Origin of the sequence: Mesorhizobium sp. CA6 (assembly GCF_020165035.1) — a bacterium.
GTDB lineage: Bacteria > Pseudomonadota > Alphaproteobacteria > Rhizobiales > Rhizobiaceae > Mesorhizobium.
In genome coordinates this window covers 261,897-279,622 of the sequence record NZ_JAIUHI010000009.1, presented here as the reverse complement: position 1 = coordinate 279,622, position 17,726 = coordinate 261,897, and the positions used below count along the sequence as shown (strand labels likewise).

Annotated in this window: 16 protein-coding genes; 12 read left to right on the top strand and 4 right to left on the bottom strand. The window is 62.4% G+C overall.

Annotated features, from left to right (window positions below):
- Positions 1-48 precede the first annotated feature (48 nt).
- The 8 genes from LB526_RS16385 (at position 49) to LB526_RS16350 (ending at position 6,184) form a co-directional block, all read left to right on the top strand.
- Positions 49-375 carry a DUF736 domain-containing protein gene (locus LB526_RS16385; RefSeq protein WP_224560579.1) on the top strand — a complete coding sequence of 109 codons (327 nt, stop codon included), beginning with the start codon at positions 49-51 and terminating at the stop codon, positions 373-375.
- Between the two features lie 302 nt (positions 376-677).
- Complete coding sequence (locus tag LB526_RS16380; protein WP_041002472.1) at positions 678-959, top strand: helix-turn-helix transcriptional regulator; 282 nt, start codon at positions 678-680, stop codon at positions 957-959.
- Positions 960-976: 17 nt separating this feature from the next.
- Complete coding sequence (locus LB526_RS16375) at positions 977-2,032, top strand: replication initiator protein A (protein ID WP_224628475.1); 1,056 nt, start codon at positions 977-979, stop codon at positions 2,030-2,032.
- A complete protein-coding gene (locus LB526_RS16370; protein WP_224628474.1) occupies positions 2,029-2,520 on the top strand; it encodes a DUF2840 domain-containing protein in 492 nt (163 codons plus the stop codon). Before LB526_RS16375 ends, LB526_RS16370 begins: the two co-directional genes overlap by 4 nt.
- Positions 2,517-3,062, top strand: coding sequence for a S26 family signal peptidase (locus LB526_RS16365; protein ID WP_224628469.1), 546 nt, complete (start codon positions 2,517-2,519; stop codon positions 3,060-3,062). Before LB526_RS16370 ends, LB526_RS16365 begins: the two co-directional genes overlap by 4 nt.
- A gap of 36 nt (positions 3,063-3,098) precedes the next feature.
- Positions 3,099-3,428: a DUF736 domain-containing protein gene (locus LB526_RS16360; RefSeq protein ID WP_224532297.1), complete on the top strand. Its 330-nt coding sequence runs from the start codon at positions 3,099-3,101 to the stop codon at positions 3,426-3,428.
- Positions 3,425-4,201: a lytic transglycosylase domain-containing protein gene (locus LB526_RS16355; protein ID WP_411967656.1), complete on the top strand. Its 777-nt coding sequence runs from the start codon at positions 3,425-3,427 to the stop codon at positions 4,199-4,201. The genes LB526_RS16360 and LB526_RS16355 overlap by 4 nt, the downstream gene beginning before the upstream one ends.
- A gap of 243 nt (positions 4,202-4,444) precedes the next feature.
- The gene (locus LB526_RS16350; RefSeq protein ID WP_224628468.1) at positions 4,445-6,184 is read left to right on the top strand and encodes a relaxase/mobilization nuclease domain-containing protein; all 1,740 of its coding nucleotides are present in this window, start codon (positions 4,445-4,447) and stop codon (positions 6,182-6,184) included.
- Between the two features lie 404 nt (positions 6,185-6,588).
- On the opposite strand, the gene LB526_RS16345 is transcribed toward LB526_RS16350, so the two are convergent.
- Together LB526_RS16345 and LB526_RS16340 are read right to left on the bottom strand one after the other, a co-directional pair.
- A complete protein-coding gene (locus tag LB526_RS16345) occupies positions 6,589-7,899 on the bottom strand; it encodes a type II toxin-antitoxin system HipA family toxin (protein ID WP_224628467.1) in 1,311 nt (436 codons plus the stop codon).
- Positions 7,899-8,153, bottom strand: a complete 255-nt coding sequence (locus tag LB526_RS16340) for a helix-turn-helix domain-containing protein (RefSeq protein ID WP_224608055.1) — start codon at positions 8,151-8,153, stop codon at positions 7,899-7,901. Before LB526_RS16340 ends, LB526_RS16345 begins: the two co-directional genes overlap by 1 nt.
- 296 nt (positions 8,154-8,449) lie before the next feature.
- On the opposite strand from LB526_RS16340, the gene LB526_RS16335 reads away from it, so the two are divergent.
- Together LB526_RS16335 and LB526_RS16330 are read left to right on the top strand one after the other, a co-directional pair.
- Positions 8,450-10,435: a conjugal transfer protein TraG gene (locus tag LB526_RS16335; RefSeq protein ID WP_224628466.1), complete on the top strand. Its 1,986-nt coding sequence runs from the start codon at positions 8,450-8,452 to the stop codon at positions 10,433-10,435.
- Positions 10,436-10,440: 5 nt separating this feature from the next.
- Complete coding sequence (locus LB526_RS16330) at positions 10,441-10,881, top strand: CopG family transcriptional regulator (protein WP_224628465.1); 441 nt, start codon at positions 10,441-10,443, stop codon at positions 10,879-10,881.
- Between the two features lie 91 nt (positions 10,882-10,972).
- Here LB526_RS16330 and ehuB read toward each other — a convergent pair whose 3' ends face one another.
- Positions 10,973-11,845, bottom strand: coding sequence for an ectoine/hydroxyectoine ABC transporter substrate-binding protein EhuB (ehuB, locus tag LB526_RS16325; RefSeq protein ID WP_224628464.1), 873 nt, complete (start codon positions 11,843-11,845; stop codon positions 10,973-10,975).
- A 448-nt stretch (positions 11,846-12,293) separates the two neighbouring features.
- Between ehuB and ligD the strand changes: the two genes are divergently transcribed.
- Complete coding sequence (gene ligD / locus LB526_RS16320; protein ID WP_224628463.1) at positions 12,294-14,063, top strand: DNA ligase D; 1,770 nt, start codon at positions 12,294-12,296, stop codon at positions 14,061-14,063.
- A 309-nt stretch (positions 14,064-14,372) separates the two neighbouring features.
- Entirely contained in the window at positions 14,373-14,804 is a 432-nt protein-coding gene (locus LB526_RS16315) for a hypothetical protein (RefSeq protein ID WP_224628461.1), read from the top strand.
- Between the two features lie 965 nt (positions 14,805-15,769).
- On the opposite strand, the gene LB526_RS16310 is transcribed toward LB526_RS16315, so the two are convergent.
- On the bottom strand, positions 15,770-17,017 hold the full coding sequence (locus LB526_RS16310) for a GGDEF domain-containing protein (protein WP_224628501.1): 1,248 nt from the start codon (positions 17,015-17,017) through the stop codon (positions 15,770-15,772).
- Between the last annotated feature and the right edge of the window lie 709 nt (positions 17,018-17,726).

The window sequence follows — 17,726 nt, the reverse complement described above, 5'->3', positions numbered from 1 at the left end:
CATCGAGGCCGCATGGTGCGGGCTCGGAAACGAGAACGGAGACTGAAAATGGCTACCATCGGCAGCTTCAAGAAGACCAATGCGAACGAGTTCACCGGCGAGATCGTCACCCTCAGCGTCCAGGCCAAGGGCGTGCGCATCGTCCCCGACACCCGGGCCAGCGGCGAGAACGCTCCAAGCCACCGTGTCGTGGTCGGCAAGGCCGAGATCGGCGCCGCCTGGTCCAAGCGCTCCAACGAGGGCCGCGACTATCTCGGACTCAAGCTGGACGACCCGAGCTTCACCGCTCCGATCTACGCCAACCTCTTCGCCGACGAGGAAGGCGAGGGCCATAGCCTCATCTGGTCCCGCCCCAACCGCCGTAATAGCGAGTGAATCGGTAGACGCCTCGCCCGGCATCGGGCGGGGCGTCTTCTGCCGGTGATCGCGCAAGCTCTCCGCGCCGCCGGCCGCCACGACAGGCTTCCTGTCGTCGAATGCGTCGCTTGATCCGCGATGGCCTGGAAGATGGTTGAGCGCTGCTGGCGCCGGTCGTTGCAGGCGACGGCGCCACTTCCGAAGGCCTCCTAGCGGTGCGAAATAGCGCCCCTCAATTGCGCACCTGATCATCGTGCCCTTGCTCCTCCATCCTGGCCATCGATCGCCGTTCAACCGCAACGGCCGGAAGGAGAAACCTCATGAACGCCGACGCCGCGCCATTGCCGCCGCGCTACCTGCGCACTTCTGAAGCCGCGCATTTCCTCAGTCTCTCGGCGCGCACGCTTGAGAAACATCGCACCTACGGCACCGGGCCTGCCTATCGCAAACTTGGCGGCCGCGTGGTCTACGCCGTCGATGACCTCCAGCTCTGGGTTCAGCGCGGCGCGATGACATCGACGTCCGATCCGCATGGCTCGGTGCTGCCCGCCAAGCCTCAGGCCGCCCGCCTGATCCCCTATGCCGGGCGCGAAAGGCGCTGAGCCCGCTGATTTCCCGCTTGTCGGCACGACTACGCCCACCATTGGAGCGCGAACAGCTCGACCTGTTCCAGGCGCTGCCGGGCGTGGTCGCGCCTCGCGATGCGCAGGACCTCATGGCCTATCCCTTCTTCTCCCTCGCCAAATCCAGGCGCATCGCGCCGATCGACTTTCACGCCGGCGATGTCGCGATCCGTGTCGAAGCGATGCCCGATCACGGCATGGCGACGATCTGGGATGCCGATATCCTGATCTGGGCCGCGAGCCAGATCGTCAGCGCGCGGGACGCCGGATTGCGCACATCCCGCCTGATGGCCGCGACGCCATACGAGATGCTTACCTTCATCGGCCGCGGGGTCTCCAAGCGAGACTACCTGCGCCTCAAGGCGGCGCTCGATCGCCTGCAGTCGACAAGCGTCGTCACCTCCATCCGCCAACCCGCCGAGGGCCGGCGTCATCGCTTCTCGTGGATCAATGAATGGCAGGAGCGCTCGGGTCGAAACGGCCGCCCGCTTGGCGTCGAGCTGATCCTGCCAGATTGGTTCTATCGCGCCGTCATGGACGACGCGCTGATCCTGACGATAGACCGGGCCTATTTCGGGCTGACCGGCGGCCTGGAGCGTTGGCTCTATCGCCTGGTACGAAAGCATGGCGGGCGCCAGCGCGCCGGCTGGCGTTTCGGCATCAGCCACCTGCATCGGAAATCCGGCAGCCTCTCGCCGCTCAAGCGCTTCGCCTTCGAGCTGCGTGACATCGTGCGTCGCCAGCCTTTGCCGGGATATCTGCTGTTCACGGAGGTCGAAGCCAGCGGCCGTGTGTTGTTGGCTTTCGAACCCGCGCCGAGGCCTGTGGACAGCGTCGTGCCATCGGGAACCCGAACTATCGTGCCATCGGGAACCGCTTCCTCGTGCTTTCGGGAACCGCGATCGGCCTTAAGGAACGGACCCGAAACGAAAAATCGCGCTCTTAACTTGGAGTCTAACTCTCAATCTAACAGTCTTGCGCACAAGCCGCAGCCTGGGGGCGGGGAGCAAAAGCCGCGATTTGTCGGCCGACGCGGTGGAGGCGACGCATGACGCGGTCTCCTCAATCGACGCCGCGCACCGGCCTCACGATGGTGGAGCTGATCTGGATCGAGAAACGGATCGAGCACCGCATCCGCTTCGGACGCCCTGCCGATCAGACGATCATCGACACGCGGCGTCGCGTCGTGGGATTTGCGCCGGGCAGCGTTTTTGCGTTCGTCCGCTGGGCGGCGAATGACTTTGGCACCATCGTTTCGCGCATCGACATCGTGCGCGCCGTCTTGCCCGCTGAACCCTATCAGACGCTGCCTTACATCCGGCCAGGCGCCGAGATCCTGCTCAAGATCGCAGGCTGGGACCAGGTTGAGCGGGTTCTTCAACTGATCGATGCGATCGAGGCGATCGGCCTCGATCCGGTCGATGCCGCCCCTGACTATTGGCGTCAGTCCCACAACCGACTGGTTGCCGGCGGAACGCCGCGTGTCTATTCGCTCGAGCAGCACCGGGCCTTTCTGTTGCGCAAGCGAGCGACATCATGAGCCGCGCCGCCTGCATGGCCGTGACGCTTGCAGCCGTTGCCGCGATCGTCGCTCCAGCTGCTGTGGAAATGCCGCCGCTGCTGCTATGGAACGCATCGGCCAGCGCACCCCTCGGGCTCTATGCGATCCGGAGAATGGCCGTTCCAACGGCCGGCGCGCTCGCCGTCATCGAACCGCCGGAGATCGTCGCTCGGTTCGCCGCCGAGCGCGGTTACCTTCCGCTCGGCGTGCCAATGCTGAAGCACATCGAAGCGCTTCCTGGACAGGAAGTTTGTCGCGTTGCTGGCGTCATCATGGTCGACGGAATCGCGATGGGCACCGCACTGGAGCGCGATCGCAAGGGACGCGCGCTGCCTGACTGGCAGGGCTGCCACATCATCGCCGCCGACCAAATCTTCGTCATGAACCGGGATGTCCAGGACAGTCTCGACGGCCGCTACTTCGGCCCGTTCCCGGCGAGCTCGATCATTGGGCGCGCAACGCCGCTTTGGACCGACGAGAGGGGCGATGGCCACTTCACCTGGCTTGCTCCCGCGAACTGAAATTCAGCCCAGCCAACAAAAGGAAGGAGACAGACCATGGCCGAAATCGGCGTCTTCCATGAAACGGAATCCGGTTACTCCGGACGCATTCGAACACTGCTCGTGGACGTCGCGCTGGTGCTTGTCCCGATCAGGACGTCCAACGGCAATGCGCCGGATTTTCGCATTCACATCGGCGACGGCAGCGGCCCCGAGGTCGGCGCGGCTTGGAAGGAAACCGGGCAAACGGCTGGTGACTATCTGTCTTGCCGACTGGAGGATCCGCTGTTTGGTCGACGCTTTCGCGCCGGTCTCTTCCGCTCCGATGACGGTTCCTGGTCGCTGCGCTGGATCCGGCCGAAATGGCGGCCGGAGCGTGCTCGATGAGGGCGCCATCGGCGCCGAAATATGCGCACGAAAGCCGCCCCGTCAGCTGGGTGACTGGTCGGAGGCAAGCACGTCGGCTTATCGCTGGCATGCTGATTTTTTGTCACGCGATGACGGAGGCCGTCGCACAGAGCGCCCCGGGGCCACGTATGCCTGCGGACGATCCATATGCCACCCATATCGCCGAGGCATCGCATCGCTTCCGTATTCCTCAGCTCTGGATACGGGCAGTCATGCACATCGAGAGCGCCCGCGACCCACGCGCCGTGTCGCGCAAGGGTGCAGTGGGTCTGATGCAGATCATGCCCGCAACCTGGGCCGAACTGCGTCTTCGTCACCAACTCGGCAGCGATCCCTACGATCCGCACGACAACATCCTTGCCGGCACCGCCTATCTTCGCGAGCTCTATGATCGATACGGTTCACCGGGCTTCCTGGCCGCCTACAATGCGGGGCCGGGGCGCTACGAAGCCTCCTTGAAGGGCCTCCCGCTGCCGGCAGAAACCCGGGCCTATGTTGCGAAGCTTCGCCCTTTGTGGCGCGGCGGTGATGCGCCCGGCGCGCTCACCGCCGGTCATGCCAAGGCCATCACTTGGAACCTCGCGCCGCTGTTCATAGTGCGGTCCGGGTCCTTGACCGATTCCGGTCTCTCGTCCGGCGAGCACGCTTCTGTCGAGGTCTCATCGTCACTGTTGGTGCGCAAACTTTTTGCGGCCAGTTCGCAGCCGCGCCGACTGTTCACCGGGTCTTACGTCCGGACATCGCGGCGATGATGAAGTCTCCGCCAAATCGCGCCCCGGCGCCTCTTTGGGCGTCGTGGCCTTTGAGGCGCATAGGGCACAAGGCAACAACCGAGGGATGGCAAGATAAAAGGGCGCACATTGTGCTGCGGTCGGTTGGTTGCATTTATTGGGTTTTTTGCCGTTTCTCGCACATTGCGGCGCCTCGGCGCAATGTGCTGAGAACATGCAAATTATTGTATTTGCCGTACTTATGGCAAGGTGAGGGCGGGCGCCGTGTCTGATGAGCACGAGTTCCGTATCCGTCCAGGCCTCATTCGCTCGACGCGAGCTCAATCGTCGCGGCCCTTCATCGCCCAAGCGCTTGCGGCAGCGCAAAAGGCTGGCGGCAGCGTGTCCCGGTCAGGCCGGATCGGGACAGGCAAGCGCTCGCAGTTCGGACGCGGCAGGGCAGCGAGCGTTCAAGCCAATCGCTTCCTCACCGGCCGCTCCCGCCTCGCCACGATCAAGACCCGCGTGGTCCGCCATTCGAAACGTGGCGCGCCGCTGGCGACCCACCTCAATTATTTGCGCCGCGAGGGCGTCACACGCGACGACACGAAAGCCCGAATGTTCGGACCGGAGGTCGACGATGCGTCGACTGCGGATTTCGTCGATCGCTGCAAGGACGACCGGCATCATTTCCGCTTCATCGTCTCGCCCGAGGATGCCGCCGAGATGGCCGACCTGAAATCCTTCACCCGTGATCTCATGGGTCGGATGCAGGAGGATCTCGGCACGTCGCTCGACTGGGTCGCGGTGGACCATTGGAACACCGACAATCCCCATGTCCACGTCATCCTGCGCGGCCGGGCCGACGACGGCCAGGACCTGGTCATCTCGCGCGACTATATCAGCCGTGGCATGCGCGATCGCGCCAGTGACCTCGTCACGCAGGAGCTCGGCCCCCGGTCGGATCTTGAGATCCGCCGGCACGTCGAGCGGCAGGTCGAGGCCGAGCGGTGGACCGGGCTCGACCGCCAGTTGCTCCGCGACGCGCGCGACAACGGTGTCATAGATCTCGCGCCACATGCGGATCGCCAGCCTGATGAATTCATGGCGCCAAAGATCGGGCGGCTGCGCAGGCTGGAAACGCTCGGCCTCGCCGAGCAGCTTGGTCCTGGCCAATGGATCCTCAGCGACAGAGCCGAGGCGACGCTGCGCGCGATGGGTGAGCGCGGCGACATCGTCAAACGCATGCATCGCGCATTCTCGGTCCACGATATCGAACGCGCGAGCGCCAGCTATGTGCTGGCCGCTGAGACCATCGACGAGACGATTGTCGGCCGTCTGATCGAGCGCGGACTGGATGACGAACTCAAGGGCACGGCCTATGCGGTCATTGATGGCGTCGACGGACGTTGTCATCACGTCCGGCTCGCCGATCTCGAGGCGGCGGGCGACGGCGCGCCGGGCTCAGTCGTTGAACTGCGCAAATTCGAGGATGCTCAGGGCCGCCGGCGGCTGGCGCTTGCCGTGCGCTCCGATCTCGATATCGACAGACAGGTCGTTGCGGACGGGGCGACCTGGCTCGACCGCCAGGCGCTTGCCCGTCCTGCGGCGGCTCTTTCCGACGGCGGCTTCGGCGCTGAGGTGCGCCAGGCGCTCGATCGGCGCGCCGAGCACCTGGTCGGACTGGGGCTGGCGGAGCGGCGGCCGGGCGGGACCGTCTTTGCTGGCAACTTGATCGACACGCTGCGTCGAAGGGAACTCGACGCGCTGGGCGGCAGGATCGCGGCCCAGACCGGCCGTTCGTTCAACCGTGCCGCACCTGGCGAGTCCGTGTCCGGTACCTACAGCCAGCGCTTTGCGCTTGCGTCCGGCCGTTTCGCGATGATCGATGACGGTCTCGGCTTCAAACTCGTGCCCTGGACGCCTTCGTTGGAACGCCATCTCGGCAATCACGTCTCCGGTGTTGTTCGCGGCGACGGAGGCGCCGATTGGAGCTTTGCCCGCAAGCGCGGGCTAGGTCTCTAGCAGTTGAACGAATGATCCTGCCATGTCCGCCGCGAGAATCCTTTGGGAGCAGATCTCACGGTTTTCCTGAGCCGTGGTGCTGACGACTTGGACGCCGACACAATCGCGGCATGGAGACTTGGCGTTCGGCGGCACCTCGGGCCTCGCTGGTCGGTCGCGCCGGCCTGCCCGTCACTTATGTGCCTGCACGCCCGAGCCGCGCGAGGGATCGGCGAACCATAAGAGGCCTTCGTCACCGCGCGGGACAGCCTGGCGAAAGGGGGCGAAGCTGCGCCAAGAGATTTGGGAAGATACGATCCGGTGTACCGAGAAAGGGCAGTTTTAGCTGCGCAGCAGGGGATCTCGATATCAAATGTCAAGGTTGGGTGACCCTGAATGCTTGTGCGGCCGCCCACTGAGCTTGATCAGTGTATCTCGCCGAGGATTGCCGCGCGCCTGATTATCGCCGACCTGACCGACTCGACGAGCTGCGCGGGAAAGTGACGTGGCAACGACGAAATCACGGCCTCGATCCGCCTCTCGGCGTTTGCGGAGATGTCTTCGAAAATCTTGCGCATCAGGGATCTCCCCACGCCGGAAACCTCGGCGGTCTGCATGAAATGGCGGGGCACAATTTCATGTATGGAATAATGCCGGCTCTTGCCGGCAGACATCGCCAGCTTGAATTTCTTGCGGGGGATCTGTCCAGCATCAAGGCTGGGCTGCGCGGTCAGCACGTCATAGAGCGGCGTCATCCGAAACCGCCCGCCGGGCCCGAGAAAAATGCTGAAGTTCTTCGCGTGACCGTCGGTCGCGCCAATGAGCCAGAATATTATGCAAGCACGCAAAAACAGAGAGATGTCGTCTTCGGGCCTGTCACTGCCCTTAAGAAGCTCGATAATCGACGGCATGCCGGGACCGCCCTCTGACTGGTACTTGCGTGTTGGCGGGACCGACAGTGCTTGACACATATCCTCCTGTGGTAGGCGCATGAGACGGCCATCCCTGGCCCACAACCGGTCGAACCGCTCGACGATCAGCGTACGGCGCTCCCCGAAGTCGGCGATCTCAGTTCTGGCGGCGGGAACGCCGAACGCGTCGATCAGCTTAAGGCACAGATATTCGTTCTCAACGCTGTTGGAGAGATCGATGCCGTTCGGCAACCTGCCGATCTGCGGTTTCAGGATGTGGGTGGTCGCCGCCGTGCCGACCGGCTTGTACCAGCGTCCGTCCTTGCGTAGCAGCGCCGTCTTTTCCTGGGCGCCGGCGATCGAGATGCGGAAATCCTCATCCTCGCCGAGGCCAAGCGGGGCGACAGCGAGGTTTGCGATTATCCCGGCAATCTCCTTTTTGCTGACCGGCTTGCCTTCGCTGCTACCAGGGCTGCCGGGATCGACGCCATCAGGCAGGAATTGCAATGCGCCGACGCAGTCATGGCCGAGGGCGGCAAGCATGCTGTAGGCGTCGGTGCCATCTGCGCCGACACGTTCGGCAATCCGCTTGCGGATGGCGTCATTGTCGGGAAGCAGGTTGTCGAAGACGTTGACTACAGGCGCGCCGATATAGCGGTCCTCCCGCAAGGGAAGCGAAAGCGAGACAGGGAAGGTACCGTGCCAGTCCAGCCATTCGCGGGCATATTGAAAGTCCACGGCGCCGGTGGATTGCCTGCGCAGCACGCCCACCAGCCGACCGTTCACGAAGACATTTAGCGGCGTGTGAGCCGGCCGCCGCGCCATCAGAACAGGTCCGCGATCTCGGTCGCGCTGCTTTTGCTGCGCGGGCGAACGACGAGTTCAAGGTCGAGGGCGGAGAGCGCAGCCATCAACGTACTGAGCTGCACTGCCGGCTCGCCGGCTTCAAGGCGAGACACGGTGGCCTGACGCAGATGGATTTGGCTGCCAAGCATCTCTTGCGTGAGATCGGCTTGCCTGCGGGCGCGACGCAGAATGGCGCCGAGTTGCTTTTCGTTGCGAGCGATCTGGTCGGTCATGATAGTCTCCTGGAGCTTATATATACGCGATCGCGTATGGTTTTGCAATATACCTGATCGCGTATAGATGTGCCGTATACGCAAATGCGTATATAAATCATATATACGCGTTCGCGTATGGCGTCTGCTAATCAAATGCGCAGTCCAAGAGGACGGCGCCCTCGCTCGCGCCCCGGGCTCTTGGGCTTCCCGATTCCCTGTCTTCCTTGCCGACATTACGACACGACGCGATCGGCGTGAGCCCGCTGTTGAATCTCGCGCCAACCTTGCTGACCTCTCGGCACAAGGAGAAGCGAATGTCGGGAACGAAAGTCCTTTGGGGACAGATCGTCGTTGTCTTCCTGATCGTGCTCCTCACGATCTGGGCCTCGACGCAATGGTCGGCCTGGCAGCTGGGCTACCAGGAACGGTTGGGAACGCCTTGGTTCGTCATTGACGGCATGCCAGTCTATTATCCGCCCGCCATCTTCTGGTGGTGGTATTTCTACGACGCCTACGCACCGGCCATCTTCGCGCGCGGCGGTCTGATTGCCGCCTCGGGCGGCTTCATCGCGATCGCCGTAGCGATCGGCATGTCGCTGTGGCGTGCTCGCGAGGCGACGAAGGTCGCGACCTATGGCTCCGCGCGCTGGGCCGAAAGGAGCGAGGTGCAGGCGGCAGGCCTGCTTGCCCCCGACGGCGTGGTGCTGGGGCGCTATGGAACTCACTATCTGCGCCACGACGGGCCTGAGCATGTGCTTTGCTTTGCGCCGACGCGTTCGGGAAAGGGTGTCGGGCTTGTTGTGCCGTCGCTGCTGACCTGGCCTGGCTCGGCGATCGTCCATGACATCAAGGGCGAGAACTGGGATCTGACCGCCGGCTTCCGCGCCCGCCACGGCCGGGTGCTGCTGTTTGATCCGACCAATGCGAGGTCGGACGCATACAACCCTTTGCTCGAGGTTCGCCGCGGTGAATGGGAAGTCCGTGACGTGCAAAACATCGCCGACATCCTGGTTGACCCCGAAGGCTCGCTTGAACGGCGCAACCATTGGGAAAAGACGAGCCACGCGCTCCTGGTCGGCGCGATCCTGCATGTGCTCTATGCCGGACCGGACAAGACGCTTGCCGGCGTCGCGGCATTCCTGTCCGATCCGAAGCGGCCGATCGAATCGACGTTGGCCTCGATGATGACGACGCAGCATCTGGGGGAGGGCGGTCCGCATCCAGTCATCGCCAGCGCGGCCCGTGAGTTGTTGAACAAGTCGGACAACGAACGCTCCGGCGTGCTCTCGACCGCGATGTCCTTCCTTGGGCTCTATCGCGATCCGGTGGTGGCGGAGGTGACGCGCGCATGCGGCTGGCGCATCGCCGACCTGGTCGCCGATCCTCGTCCGGCGACGCTCTATCTCGTTGTTCCACCCTCCGACATCAGCCGTACCAAGCCGCTGATCCGTCTCATTCTCAACCAGATCGGCCGCCGTCTGACCGAGGATCTGCAGGCCAGGACAGATCGCCATCGATTGCTTCTGATGCTGGACGAGTTCCCGGCGCTGGGACGACTCGACTTCTTCGAATCCGCGCTCGCTTTCATGGCCGGCTATGGATTGAAAAGCTTCCTGATCGCGCAGTCGCTCAACCAGATCGAGAAGGCCTACGGCCCAAACAATTCTATTTTGGACAACTGTCATGTACGGGTCAGCTTCGCGACCAATGACGAGCGCACCGCCAAGCGTGTCTCCGATGCCCTGGGCACCGCGACCGAGCTGAAGGCGATGAAGAACTATGCCGGTCACCGTCTCTCGCCCTGGCTCGGTCATCTCATGGTGTCGCGCTCGGAGACGGCGCGACCATTGCTGACGCCCGGCGAGATCATGCAACTGCCGGCAGGCGACGAGATCGTCATGCTGGCCGGCACGCCGCCGATCCGGGCGAAGAAGGCGCGCTATTTCGAAGACCCGCGGTTGCGGGAGCGCATTCTGCCGCCACCGGCTGTCACGGCTCGAGCCGAGCCGGAGCCTGACGATTGGACGGCGCTTCCGTTGCCGCTCCCGCCACCCGGGACGACAGCCGCAACTGCCCTGGCGAAAGTTCAGGAGGAATCGACCGAGTCCGAATTGCGACGTCAGCCCGAGCTCGATCCTCTTCTCCCGGCTGCGGCGGAGCTGCCGCCCGTCAACGAATTCGAGATCGAAGCGCCTGACGAGACGGATAATCTCGCATCGAGCAGCAGCCGGATGGCTCGCCTTGTCCGGGGCGTGGCGCGCCAGATCGCGCTCGACCCTGACGACGGCATGGAGCTGTGAAGGTCATGACAGCACGAACGAAGAAGGTCCAGATTTCCGTCTATCTCGACCCTGCCGTGATGGCCTTGCTGGTCGATTATGCCGCCCGGCGCGATCGCTCGCAGTCGCTCGTTGCTGAGGCGGCGATCGCCTCCTTCCTTTCTCCGGATGCCGACGCGCAACGCGAGGCGGCTATCTCCAAACGTCTCGACCGGATCGATCGCCGGATCGCGCGGTTGGAGCGCGACGTCGGCATCTCGGTTGAAACCCTCGCGGTCTTCATCCGCTTCTGGCTTGCCACCACTCCGGCCTTGCCTGAGCCGATGGCCCAAGCAGCGCGCGCCAAGGCAAGCGAGCGCTATGAAGCTTTCGTTTCCGCGCTTGGCAGGCGGCTGGCCAAGGGGCCGAGCTTGCGGCAGGAAATCCCCGAAGACATCGTGCCATCCAGCGATCCTGAGCGGCAGTGATGCGAGGGCGTGCGGGCGAAGGCGCCGCCCGGGCTCGCGCGGCGCCGCCAGGTCCTGTTGATTGCTGGGCGGCTTCCCGTTGCCAATCCGGTCAGTTGGCGGCTCCGCACAACTGCGAGGTCGTCAATCCTGGCCGCACGTTTTCCGTGGGGCCGAATCCGTACTTCGCCATGATGGTGGCAATCGTGCCGTTCGACATGACCTTGGCCAGCCCCTGATTGTAGAGGTCGCGCAGGTCACCATCATCCTTCCTGAACGCGATCGCGACGTAGCTGATCGACTTCTCGTCGGTCGTGAATGGGTTGGCGCGCTCCAGATCGGGGCTCTTTTTGCCGGCCAGCAGCCCGATGACCGTCGGGGAAGAAAACACCGCGGCGTCGATGCGGCCGGCGCGCAGTGCCGCGATGTTGGTCTCGATGTCGGGAAACTGCAGGATGCGATCGGCAGGGACGCCCTCGGCGATGGCGTTCTGGATGACGTTGCTGCCGCGGCCGCCGCCCATGATGGTATCGGATTTTTTGGCAAGATCCGCATAGCTATGGATCGCCTTGGGATTGCCGGCGAGTACGATCGCTGCATCGTCCTGCCTCAGGTCGGGAGCGCCGAAGGCGACCTGCTGGCACCGCGGCGGCGTTATCGACAAGCCGGACGCCACGGCATCGAAACGCCCGGCCATCAAGCCAGGAATCAACGCGCCGAACTCGGTGACCTGGAAGTCGATCTGCTTGACGCCGAGGTCGGCGAACGCTGCTCTGAGCAGGTCCGGATGCCAGCCGAGCAACTCGCCGGTTTCTTCCTTCTTGTAGCCCCATGGCGCGCGGTTGTGGATGCCGATCACGATCCTGCCCCCTCTCAAGACGCGTTCCTTTGTCGTTTCCGCCGTGGCCGGCAGCACAGATCCAACAATCGCGGCATAGGCGATGCAGGCCAGGCCAATGGCGGCCGATCTGGCTCGAAATTTCATCGTGCAGTCCTCCCGTGAGATTGAGTTGCGCGCAGGGGGTTCGGCCCCAGCCCTTCAACGCTACGTTGAGGGTCGCCAGTGCGTCAATATAGATATACAAAATATGTACAAAATATTGCTGGATGCGCGCCAATGAAAGGTGGGGTGACCGGGGCTGAAGTACTCGGAACCTTCGATTTTCGGCCCCCAAGCCCGCAGTCAGCAGACTCAAGGTCAGGCGCGCCTTTCACGGTTCGGTCCTCGGTGGTCGAGCCCTTTTGGCGGGTCATAGCTGGATTGGCCGTTGAGCGAATGAGGCTCAGCGCTCGATCATCGCCTACAAAGTTTCGAAGAGCTTCAGAAATAGCAGCCGACAGCGCCGGCGGCCGCGATCATATTCAATTTTGCTAAACTCTTCGGAACCGATTGCTCCGGCCCGGTTTGAATCCCGGTCCAGGAGTTCGAGAGCATGCGCAAATCGACCGGTCACCTCGCCTTCATCGAATTCCAATCACCGACGCTGGTCGAGAACGCTCCTGCCGACACGGACTGGCTGCACGAAATCAAATACGATGGCTACCGGACCGAGCTTATCGTTGAAGGCGGCGCGGCACGTGCCTTCACGCGTCGCGGCTATGACTGGTCGCATCGATACAAACGGATCGTCCAGATGGCGGCGAACCTATCGGTCAAATCCGCAATCCTCGATGGCGAAGCGGTCGTCCTCGGCAAGACTGGCTTACCGGATTTCCAGGCTCTCGAGCGGGAGCTGGCAAACCCGAGCTCGCCGAAGCTCATGTTCTTTGCGTTCGATCTTTTGTACCTCAACGGCCGAGACCTTCGACAGCAGCCGCTGATCGAGCGGAAAGCCGTGCTGCACAGGCTCCTGCAGGAAACGGCTCCAACGCTGACCTTTGTCGAACACCTGGACATTAGCGGCGAGGACGTGTTCGACCATGCCTGCCGCATGGGCCTGGAGGGGGTGGTCTCAAAGCGGGCTGACTCTCCCTACCGTTCCGGTGTCCAAACGAGCTGGCTCAAGGTGAAGTGCGTCAAGAGCGACACGTTCCCGATTGTGGCTTTCGTCGAAAAGCTTGGCGCGCAGCCGCGCCGCATTGCTTCCCTGTATATCGGCAGATGGGAGGGCGAGCGGCTGCTTTATGCTGGAAAAGCGCAAAGCGGCTATACGCTGGAGGCAGCCCGGCGAGTTCGCGAGCGACTCGATCCGCTCATCATCAGCAAATCACCTCTCTCAGAGCCGATCAAAAAGCCCAAGGCAACGTGGGTCCGGCCGGAGGTGCTGGCGGAGGTGCAATTCAGTGGCGTCACAGACCGGGGCATCTTGCGCGAGGCGGTGTTCAAGGGATTGCGCGAGGATCTCCAGGTGATCCCGGCGAAGCCGCCGTCGCCCTCCAAGCGCAGGTTGGAGGGCCAACATGGCGTTCCGCGCGAGAACATTCTCCAGCTGCTACCCGATGCAGTTTCACCTTCCAGGGAAGAGCTTGTGGGCTACTGGCGGCGGGTGGCCGACCGAGCGCTGATCCATCTGGGACGAAGACCACTGAAGCTGGTACGTCATGCGCACGGGGCCACCTTCTATCACAAGGGACCGCTGCCTCCGATACCAGGACCGGTGCACCAGATACGCGTTCAGAAGCGCGAGGGCGGCGAAGGTGTTCGGGTCTGGGTAGATGATCTCGACGGGCTGCTTGGGTTGGTCGAAATGGACGCTGTTGAGCTACATCCCTGGAACGCTACGGTTGGCGATATCGAGCATGCTGACCAGCTCGTGCTCGACCTCGATCCTGGCGAAGGCGTGCCATGGGATGCGGTGATCGAGGCGGCGCTGTCGCTACGTGAAATCATGCAAGCGGCTGGGTTGCGGAGTTGGCCGAAGGTCACCGGAGGCAAAGGCATTCACCTGACGGCTCCGCTGGCTTCGGGTGTGACCCACGACACGGCGCGGCAACTGGCCAAATCGCTCGCTCAGTGCCTCATCGATGCCAAGCCGGACCGTTACCTCTTGTCAGCCGATCCAGCAGCCCGACGGGGTCGCATCTTCCTCGACTACCTTCGCAACGGGCGCGGCAATACTGCAGTCGGTACGTTCTCGCCACGAGCGCGGCCCGGCTTTCCTATTGCCCATCCTGTCACGTGGACCCAGATCGAGCGAGGAATCCAGCCGGACGTCTTCACCATCGATCATCCATTCAGGGCTGCTGTTCGAAAGGTAGCGTAGTGCGAAGTCGCTTAACTTGCCGCTCAGTTCACCCACCTTGGACGCCAAGGCGAGAAGCCACGCGGGCCAATGACATTTAAGACCTCCGCCCCTTCGATGCCGATCACCTGCGCTTGCGAAAAGCCATCAGAACGGCGGTCCAGCTATGCACCCAGTAAGCGAGCCCGTAGAGCGCCATCAGATATGCGTGGGCAAAGCACTAATTTCGTCGAGGCGCAACATCCGAGGATTGTGTGCGTTCTTTAGATTGGAGAGCTGCGGCCGATCTGCCGTATCCCTCATGCGCTGAGCGGTCGGAGGCGGCCAGAAATGTCCAAGTTCAAAGAGGCCCTTGAGCGGGGCAAGAAAGCTCACCATCGGCAGGACGAGAGCGCGGATGGGAATGCTCCAAAGGTGGACTTCGGCGCCCAAGCCAGAGATTGGCTATTGGAGGTCGTCGTCGCGTCGTTGGAGGCGGCCAAGGCAGACGTGGCAGGAGAGGTGACCATCGATATAGACCCCATCCCACGCCCCGAGGATAGCGCCATTGCGCCGTCTGTTGAATTCCGAATTTCCGGGAATGGAACAGTGGAGAAAAACCACGCAAGGGCGTTCAAGGTCAGCGTTTCGATAAGTGGGGAGGCGTCGGTTTGTGCACCCGGCAGGGTGGCGGAAGATATAGGAAGCATCGGGGATAAGTCCGACCAAAGATTCCGCCATTTGCTGGCGAGATTGATCGAGGATGCGGCCAGGGGCGCCTGATGCCGGGGGTTCCCTTTTCGTCAGAATTCTCCGGGCGCAATCAGCGGCGCCGATCGACCGCGAAGCCACTCGCTTGCGCTCACGATGTCATCAGAACGAAGTGCGTATGGCGAAAAGCCCGCCGCTTAGCTGCAGCGGACTTCCAACCGGCTGGAGGAAGGAGAGTGTCACAACGGGCCTCCTGCCTGTTCACACTTCCGTCCTGCAGGCCAGACTATCGGCGCGATATCATCAGGCACAGTTGGCGCAGGTCCCGATCGTAGCTGTCCTGACTGCCCAGCACATCGACACAACGCTTTTTCATCCGAGCCAATTGAGTGCCAGACAAGCCAGAGACAGCGCTGGCCACCTTGGGAGTCGTCGGGTTAACCGGGCTTGTCAGGCCGCTCGGATTGGTTCCTACCCCGACCTCGGCAGTAACGTCGTTGCCGACCCCAACACCAACTCCGATGCCCGTCCCACTGGTGCCGCCTACCGTAGCGCCTAAGCCAGCCGTGACGCCGCTCGCACGCCCACTGTCGCCCCAGCGCCTGCGTTCACCCCATTAGAGCCGCCTACGGAAGCACCAGCTCCGGCATTGGCACCACCTGATCCGCCAATGGAGGCACCGAGCCCGGCGTTCACCCGTTGGAGCCGCCCAAGGAGGCCCCAGCCCCGGCATTAACACCTCCACTGCCGCCGACTGATGCGCTGACGCCAATTCCGGCTGCATTTGCCGACACGCACATGATCGCGATGACAGCACCAGCCGCGAAAGTTTTAGCAAGTTTTCCGAAGACGCTGGCCATAACATTCTCCTGTCGTTGCTTTGAGCACCTGCAAGAAGTTCGCCAATGCTGCGAGCCGCGCGTTGCAGGTCACCGAGCGGCGCTTGGCTTAGCCATGATGAATACGCACATTCAACTCACGTAAATTGAAATGCCAACATATTCCGGAACGGCCCATCGCGGACCCGCTCGAGAGCATCACCGTGTCGAGCGAATATGTTTACGTCCCGCTGGGTCGGGTGTGTGGAGCAGCACTCGGTTTCGGCCGGTTTGCTTGGCCAAATAGAGTGCGGCGTCCGCTTTACCCTGTAGCTGCTCCGGTGAAATGGCTTCGTCAGCGGTCTGAACTGCAACTCCAATGCTGAGAGTGACGCTGCGCGAGACGCGCGATCCTGGGTTGGGCAAAGCGGCGGCCTCAACGCTCTTACGAACCCGTTCAGCCACTGAGACAGCCTCTTCCTCTGTCACCCCGGGCAGCAGCACGAGGAACTCTTCCCCACCGTAGCGGGCAACATGATCTCGATCGCGCCTGACGTTTTCCTGGATAATGTTGGCGACCCCCACCAGACAGCGATCGCCCTCGGCATGGCCGAGGTGATCGTTCAGCTTCTTGAAGTGATCAATGTCGCACATCAGCATCGCGGCCCCGTCGAGGCAGCGTTGGTCGGTTCCCCACAGATGGTCGAGCGTTTCCGTCATCCAGCGCCGGTTGGCGATGCCTGTGAGCGGATCGGTCTTCGCCAGCAGTTCCAGCCGGTCGTTCGCTTTGGCCAATTCGGTGACCCTGCGCCGGTCGCGAAGCTCAAACAGGAAAGTCTTTTGAGCGAGAATTGTCATGATGCGCCGGGCTGCAACCGTCGCGAAGATACCGCTGGCGAAGAACAGCGTTCCATCGATCGCGCTGCCATGCTCAATGGCCGGATTCTGCACCTGAAACACGAGATACAGTCCCAGCGCCAGCGCCGCGATCGCGACCGTCCAGACCAGCGGGATGCCGAAGATGATGATGGCTGTAATGGCTACGAACAGCATGACGTTCAATTGCCGTTCATAGAACTCGCCGCCAGCGGCTACGCCGACCAAGGCTACCGACAGCAAAATCAGGAACATACCTGTAATCAGCGAACCCCCTTCGAGCCAGGAAGGGCGCGGCTTCCGCCATACGAGTACCACTGCGATGACGGCAGGGGGGATAATGGCTCCGGGCAGGAGCATGGACTGCGCGATTGCGCTTGGGAGCATCAGCATGTTGAGCGCCAGCGTCAGCACGTCCAACAAGGCCACCCAGATCATCCAGGCGCGGATGATCTTCGCCGTTTGCGACCAGACCCGTGCCCGAAACAGACGCCTGACCTCACCTTTGAGGCGGATGTCGCGCGTTCGGCGCGCCAGAAGTCGGTCAACTTCGGCACTTAAGGCAGGGTCATCCTGCGCATCGAGGTGCATGAGGTCTGACAAGTCGATAGGCCTTAAGCTTCTCCTGATCCTCAACTCGAAGCCTTTCGGAGCTCCGCAAAGCGCGAGCCTGTCAAACTATCCTGAAGATTTCATTTCTAGCATGGTGTGTTTCAGGAAGCTCGGGTGGCCAGAAATCTTCCGGCCGCCATCGGGGGACCAGCTGTGGAAAGCGCAGACCCCAAAAGTTGATTGCTTTTTATCCCGCCGAGGTGGAAGAATTCGGGTGCTTGGGTTGTGGCATTTCTGTGGTGGGCGTTTCCCATTGGCGATAGGCCGCATGGTCAAACTGTGGAGTCGATTCGACAGCTCTCGCCAATGTCCAGCCCGGAGATACAAACTCGTTAAGGAAACTGTTACCGTGAAACCCTTGGGTTTTGCGGGCTCGCGCTCAGTATGCCGTGCCACAGTAAGCGCCAGCAAGGTCGGGCGACGGCTTTTTGGCTCGTCACTTTCCCGTCCATTCTCCAAAAAGGTGATTATCAGCGCAAGCTAATATGTGCTATAGTTAATCGTAGAGCCTGCAGCTAACTGGTGTCTGTCCCCTCACCCACCTCGTCTCTCCTGACGCTGCTGCGAGGCTTTGCTGAAAGAGGGCCGGTCGTTGCGCTAAGCGGCCGACCCTCTTTCTCGTCGGCCACCATGTTACTATCCTGAATTGTAGGTCCGCCGGTCGCTGTCCTCCCAAGACTTTGCGCGG

What these genes read in the sequence shown, in the direction of transcription:
- LB526_RS16385 (WP_224560579.1), top strand. Translation starts at nt 49, where the DNA reads ATGGCTACCATCGGCAGCTTCAAGAAGACCAATGCGAACGAGTTCACC.
- LB526_RS16380 (WP_041002472.1), top strand. Translation starts at nt 678, where the DNA reads ATGAACGCCGACGCCGCGCCATTGCCGCCGCGCTACCTGCGCACTTCT.
- LB526_RS16370 (WP_224628474.1), top strand. Translation starts at nt 2,029, where the DNA reads ATGACGCGGTCTCCTCAATCGACGCCGCGCACCGGCCTCACGATGGTG.
- LB526_RS16365 (WP_224628469.1), top strand. Translation starts at nt 2,517, where the DNA reads ATGAGCCGCGCCGCCTGCATGGCCGTGACGCTTGCAGCCGTTGCCGCG.
- LB526_RS16360 (WP_224532297.1), top strand. Translation starts at nt 3,099, where the DNA reads ATGGCCGAAATCGGCGTCTTCCATGAAACGGAATCCGGTTACTCCGGA.
- LB526_RS16355 (WP_411967656.1), top strand. Translation starts at nt 3,425, where the DNA reads ATGAGGGCGCCATCGGCGCCGAAATATGCGCACGAAAGCCGCCCCGTC.
- LB526_RS16345 (WP_224628467.1), bottom strand. Translation starts at nt 7,899, where the DNA reads ATGGCGCGGCGGCCGGCTCACACGCCGCTAAATGTCTTCGTGAACGGT.
- LB526_RS16340 (WP_224608055.1), bottom strand. Translation starts at nt 8,153, where the DNA reads ATGACCGACCAGATCGCTCGCAACGAAAAGCAACTCGGCGCCATTCTG.
- LB526_RS16335 (WP_224628466.1), top strand. Translation starts at nt 8,450, where the DNA reads ATGTCGGGAACGAAAGTCCTTTGGGGACAGATCGTCGTTGTCTTCCTG.
- LB526_RS16330 (WP_224628465.1), top strand. Translation starts at nt 10,441, where the DNA reads ATGACAGCACGAACGAAGAAGGTCCAGATTTCCGTCTATCTCGACCCT.
- ehuB (WP_224628464.1), bottom strand. Translation starts at nt 11,845, where the DNA reads ATGAAATTTCGAGCCAGATCGGCCGCCATTGGCCTGGCCTGCATCGCC.
- ligD (WP_224628463.1), top strand. Translation starts at nt 12,294, where the DNA reads ATGCGCAAATCGACCGGTCACCTCGCCTTCATCGAATTCCAATCACCG.
- LB526_RS16315 (WP_224628461.1), top strand. Translation starts at nt 14,373, where the DNA reads ATGTCCAAGTTCAAAGAGGCCCTTGAGCGGGGCAAGAAAGCTCACCAT.
- LB526_RS16310 (WP_224628501.1), bottom strand. Translation starts at nt 17,017, where the DNA reads ATGCACCTCGATGCGCAGGATGACCCTGCCTTAAGTGCCGAAGTTGAC.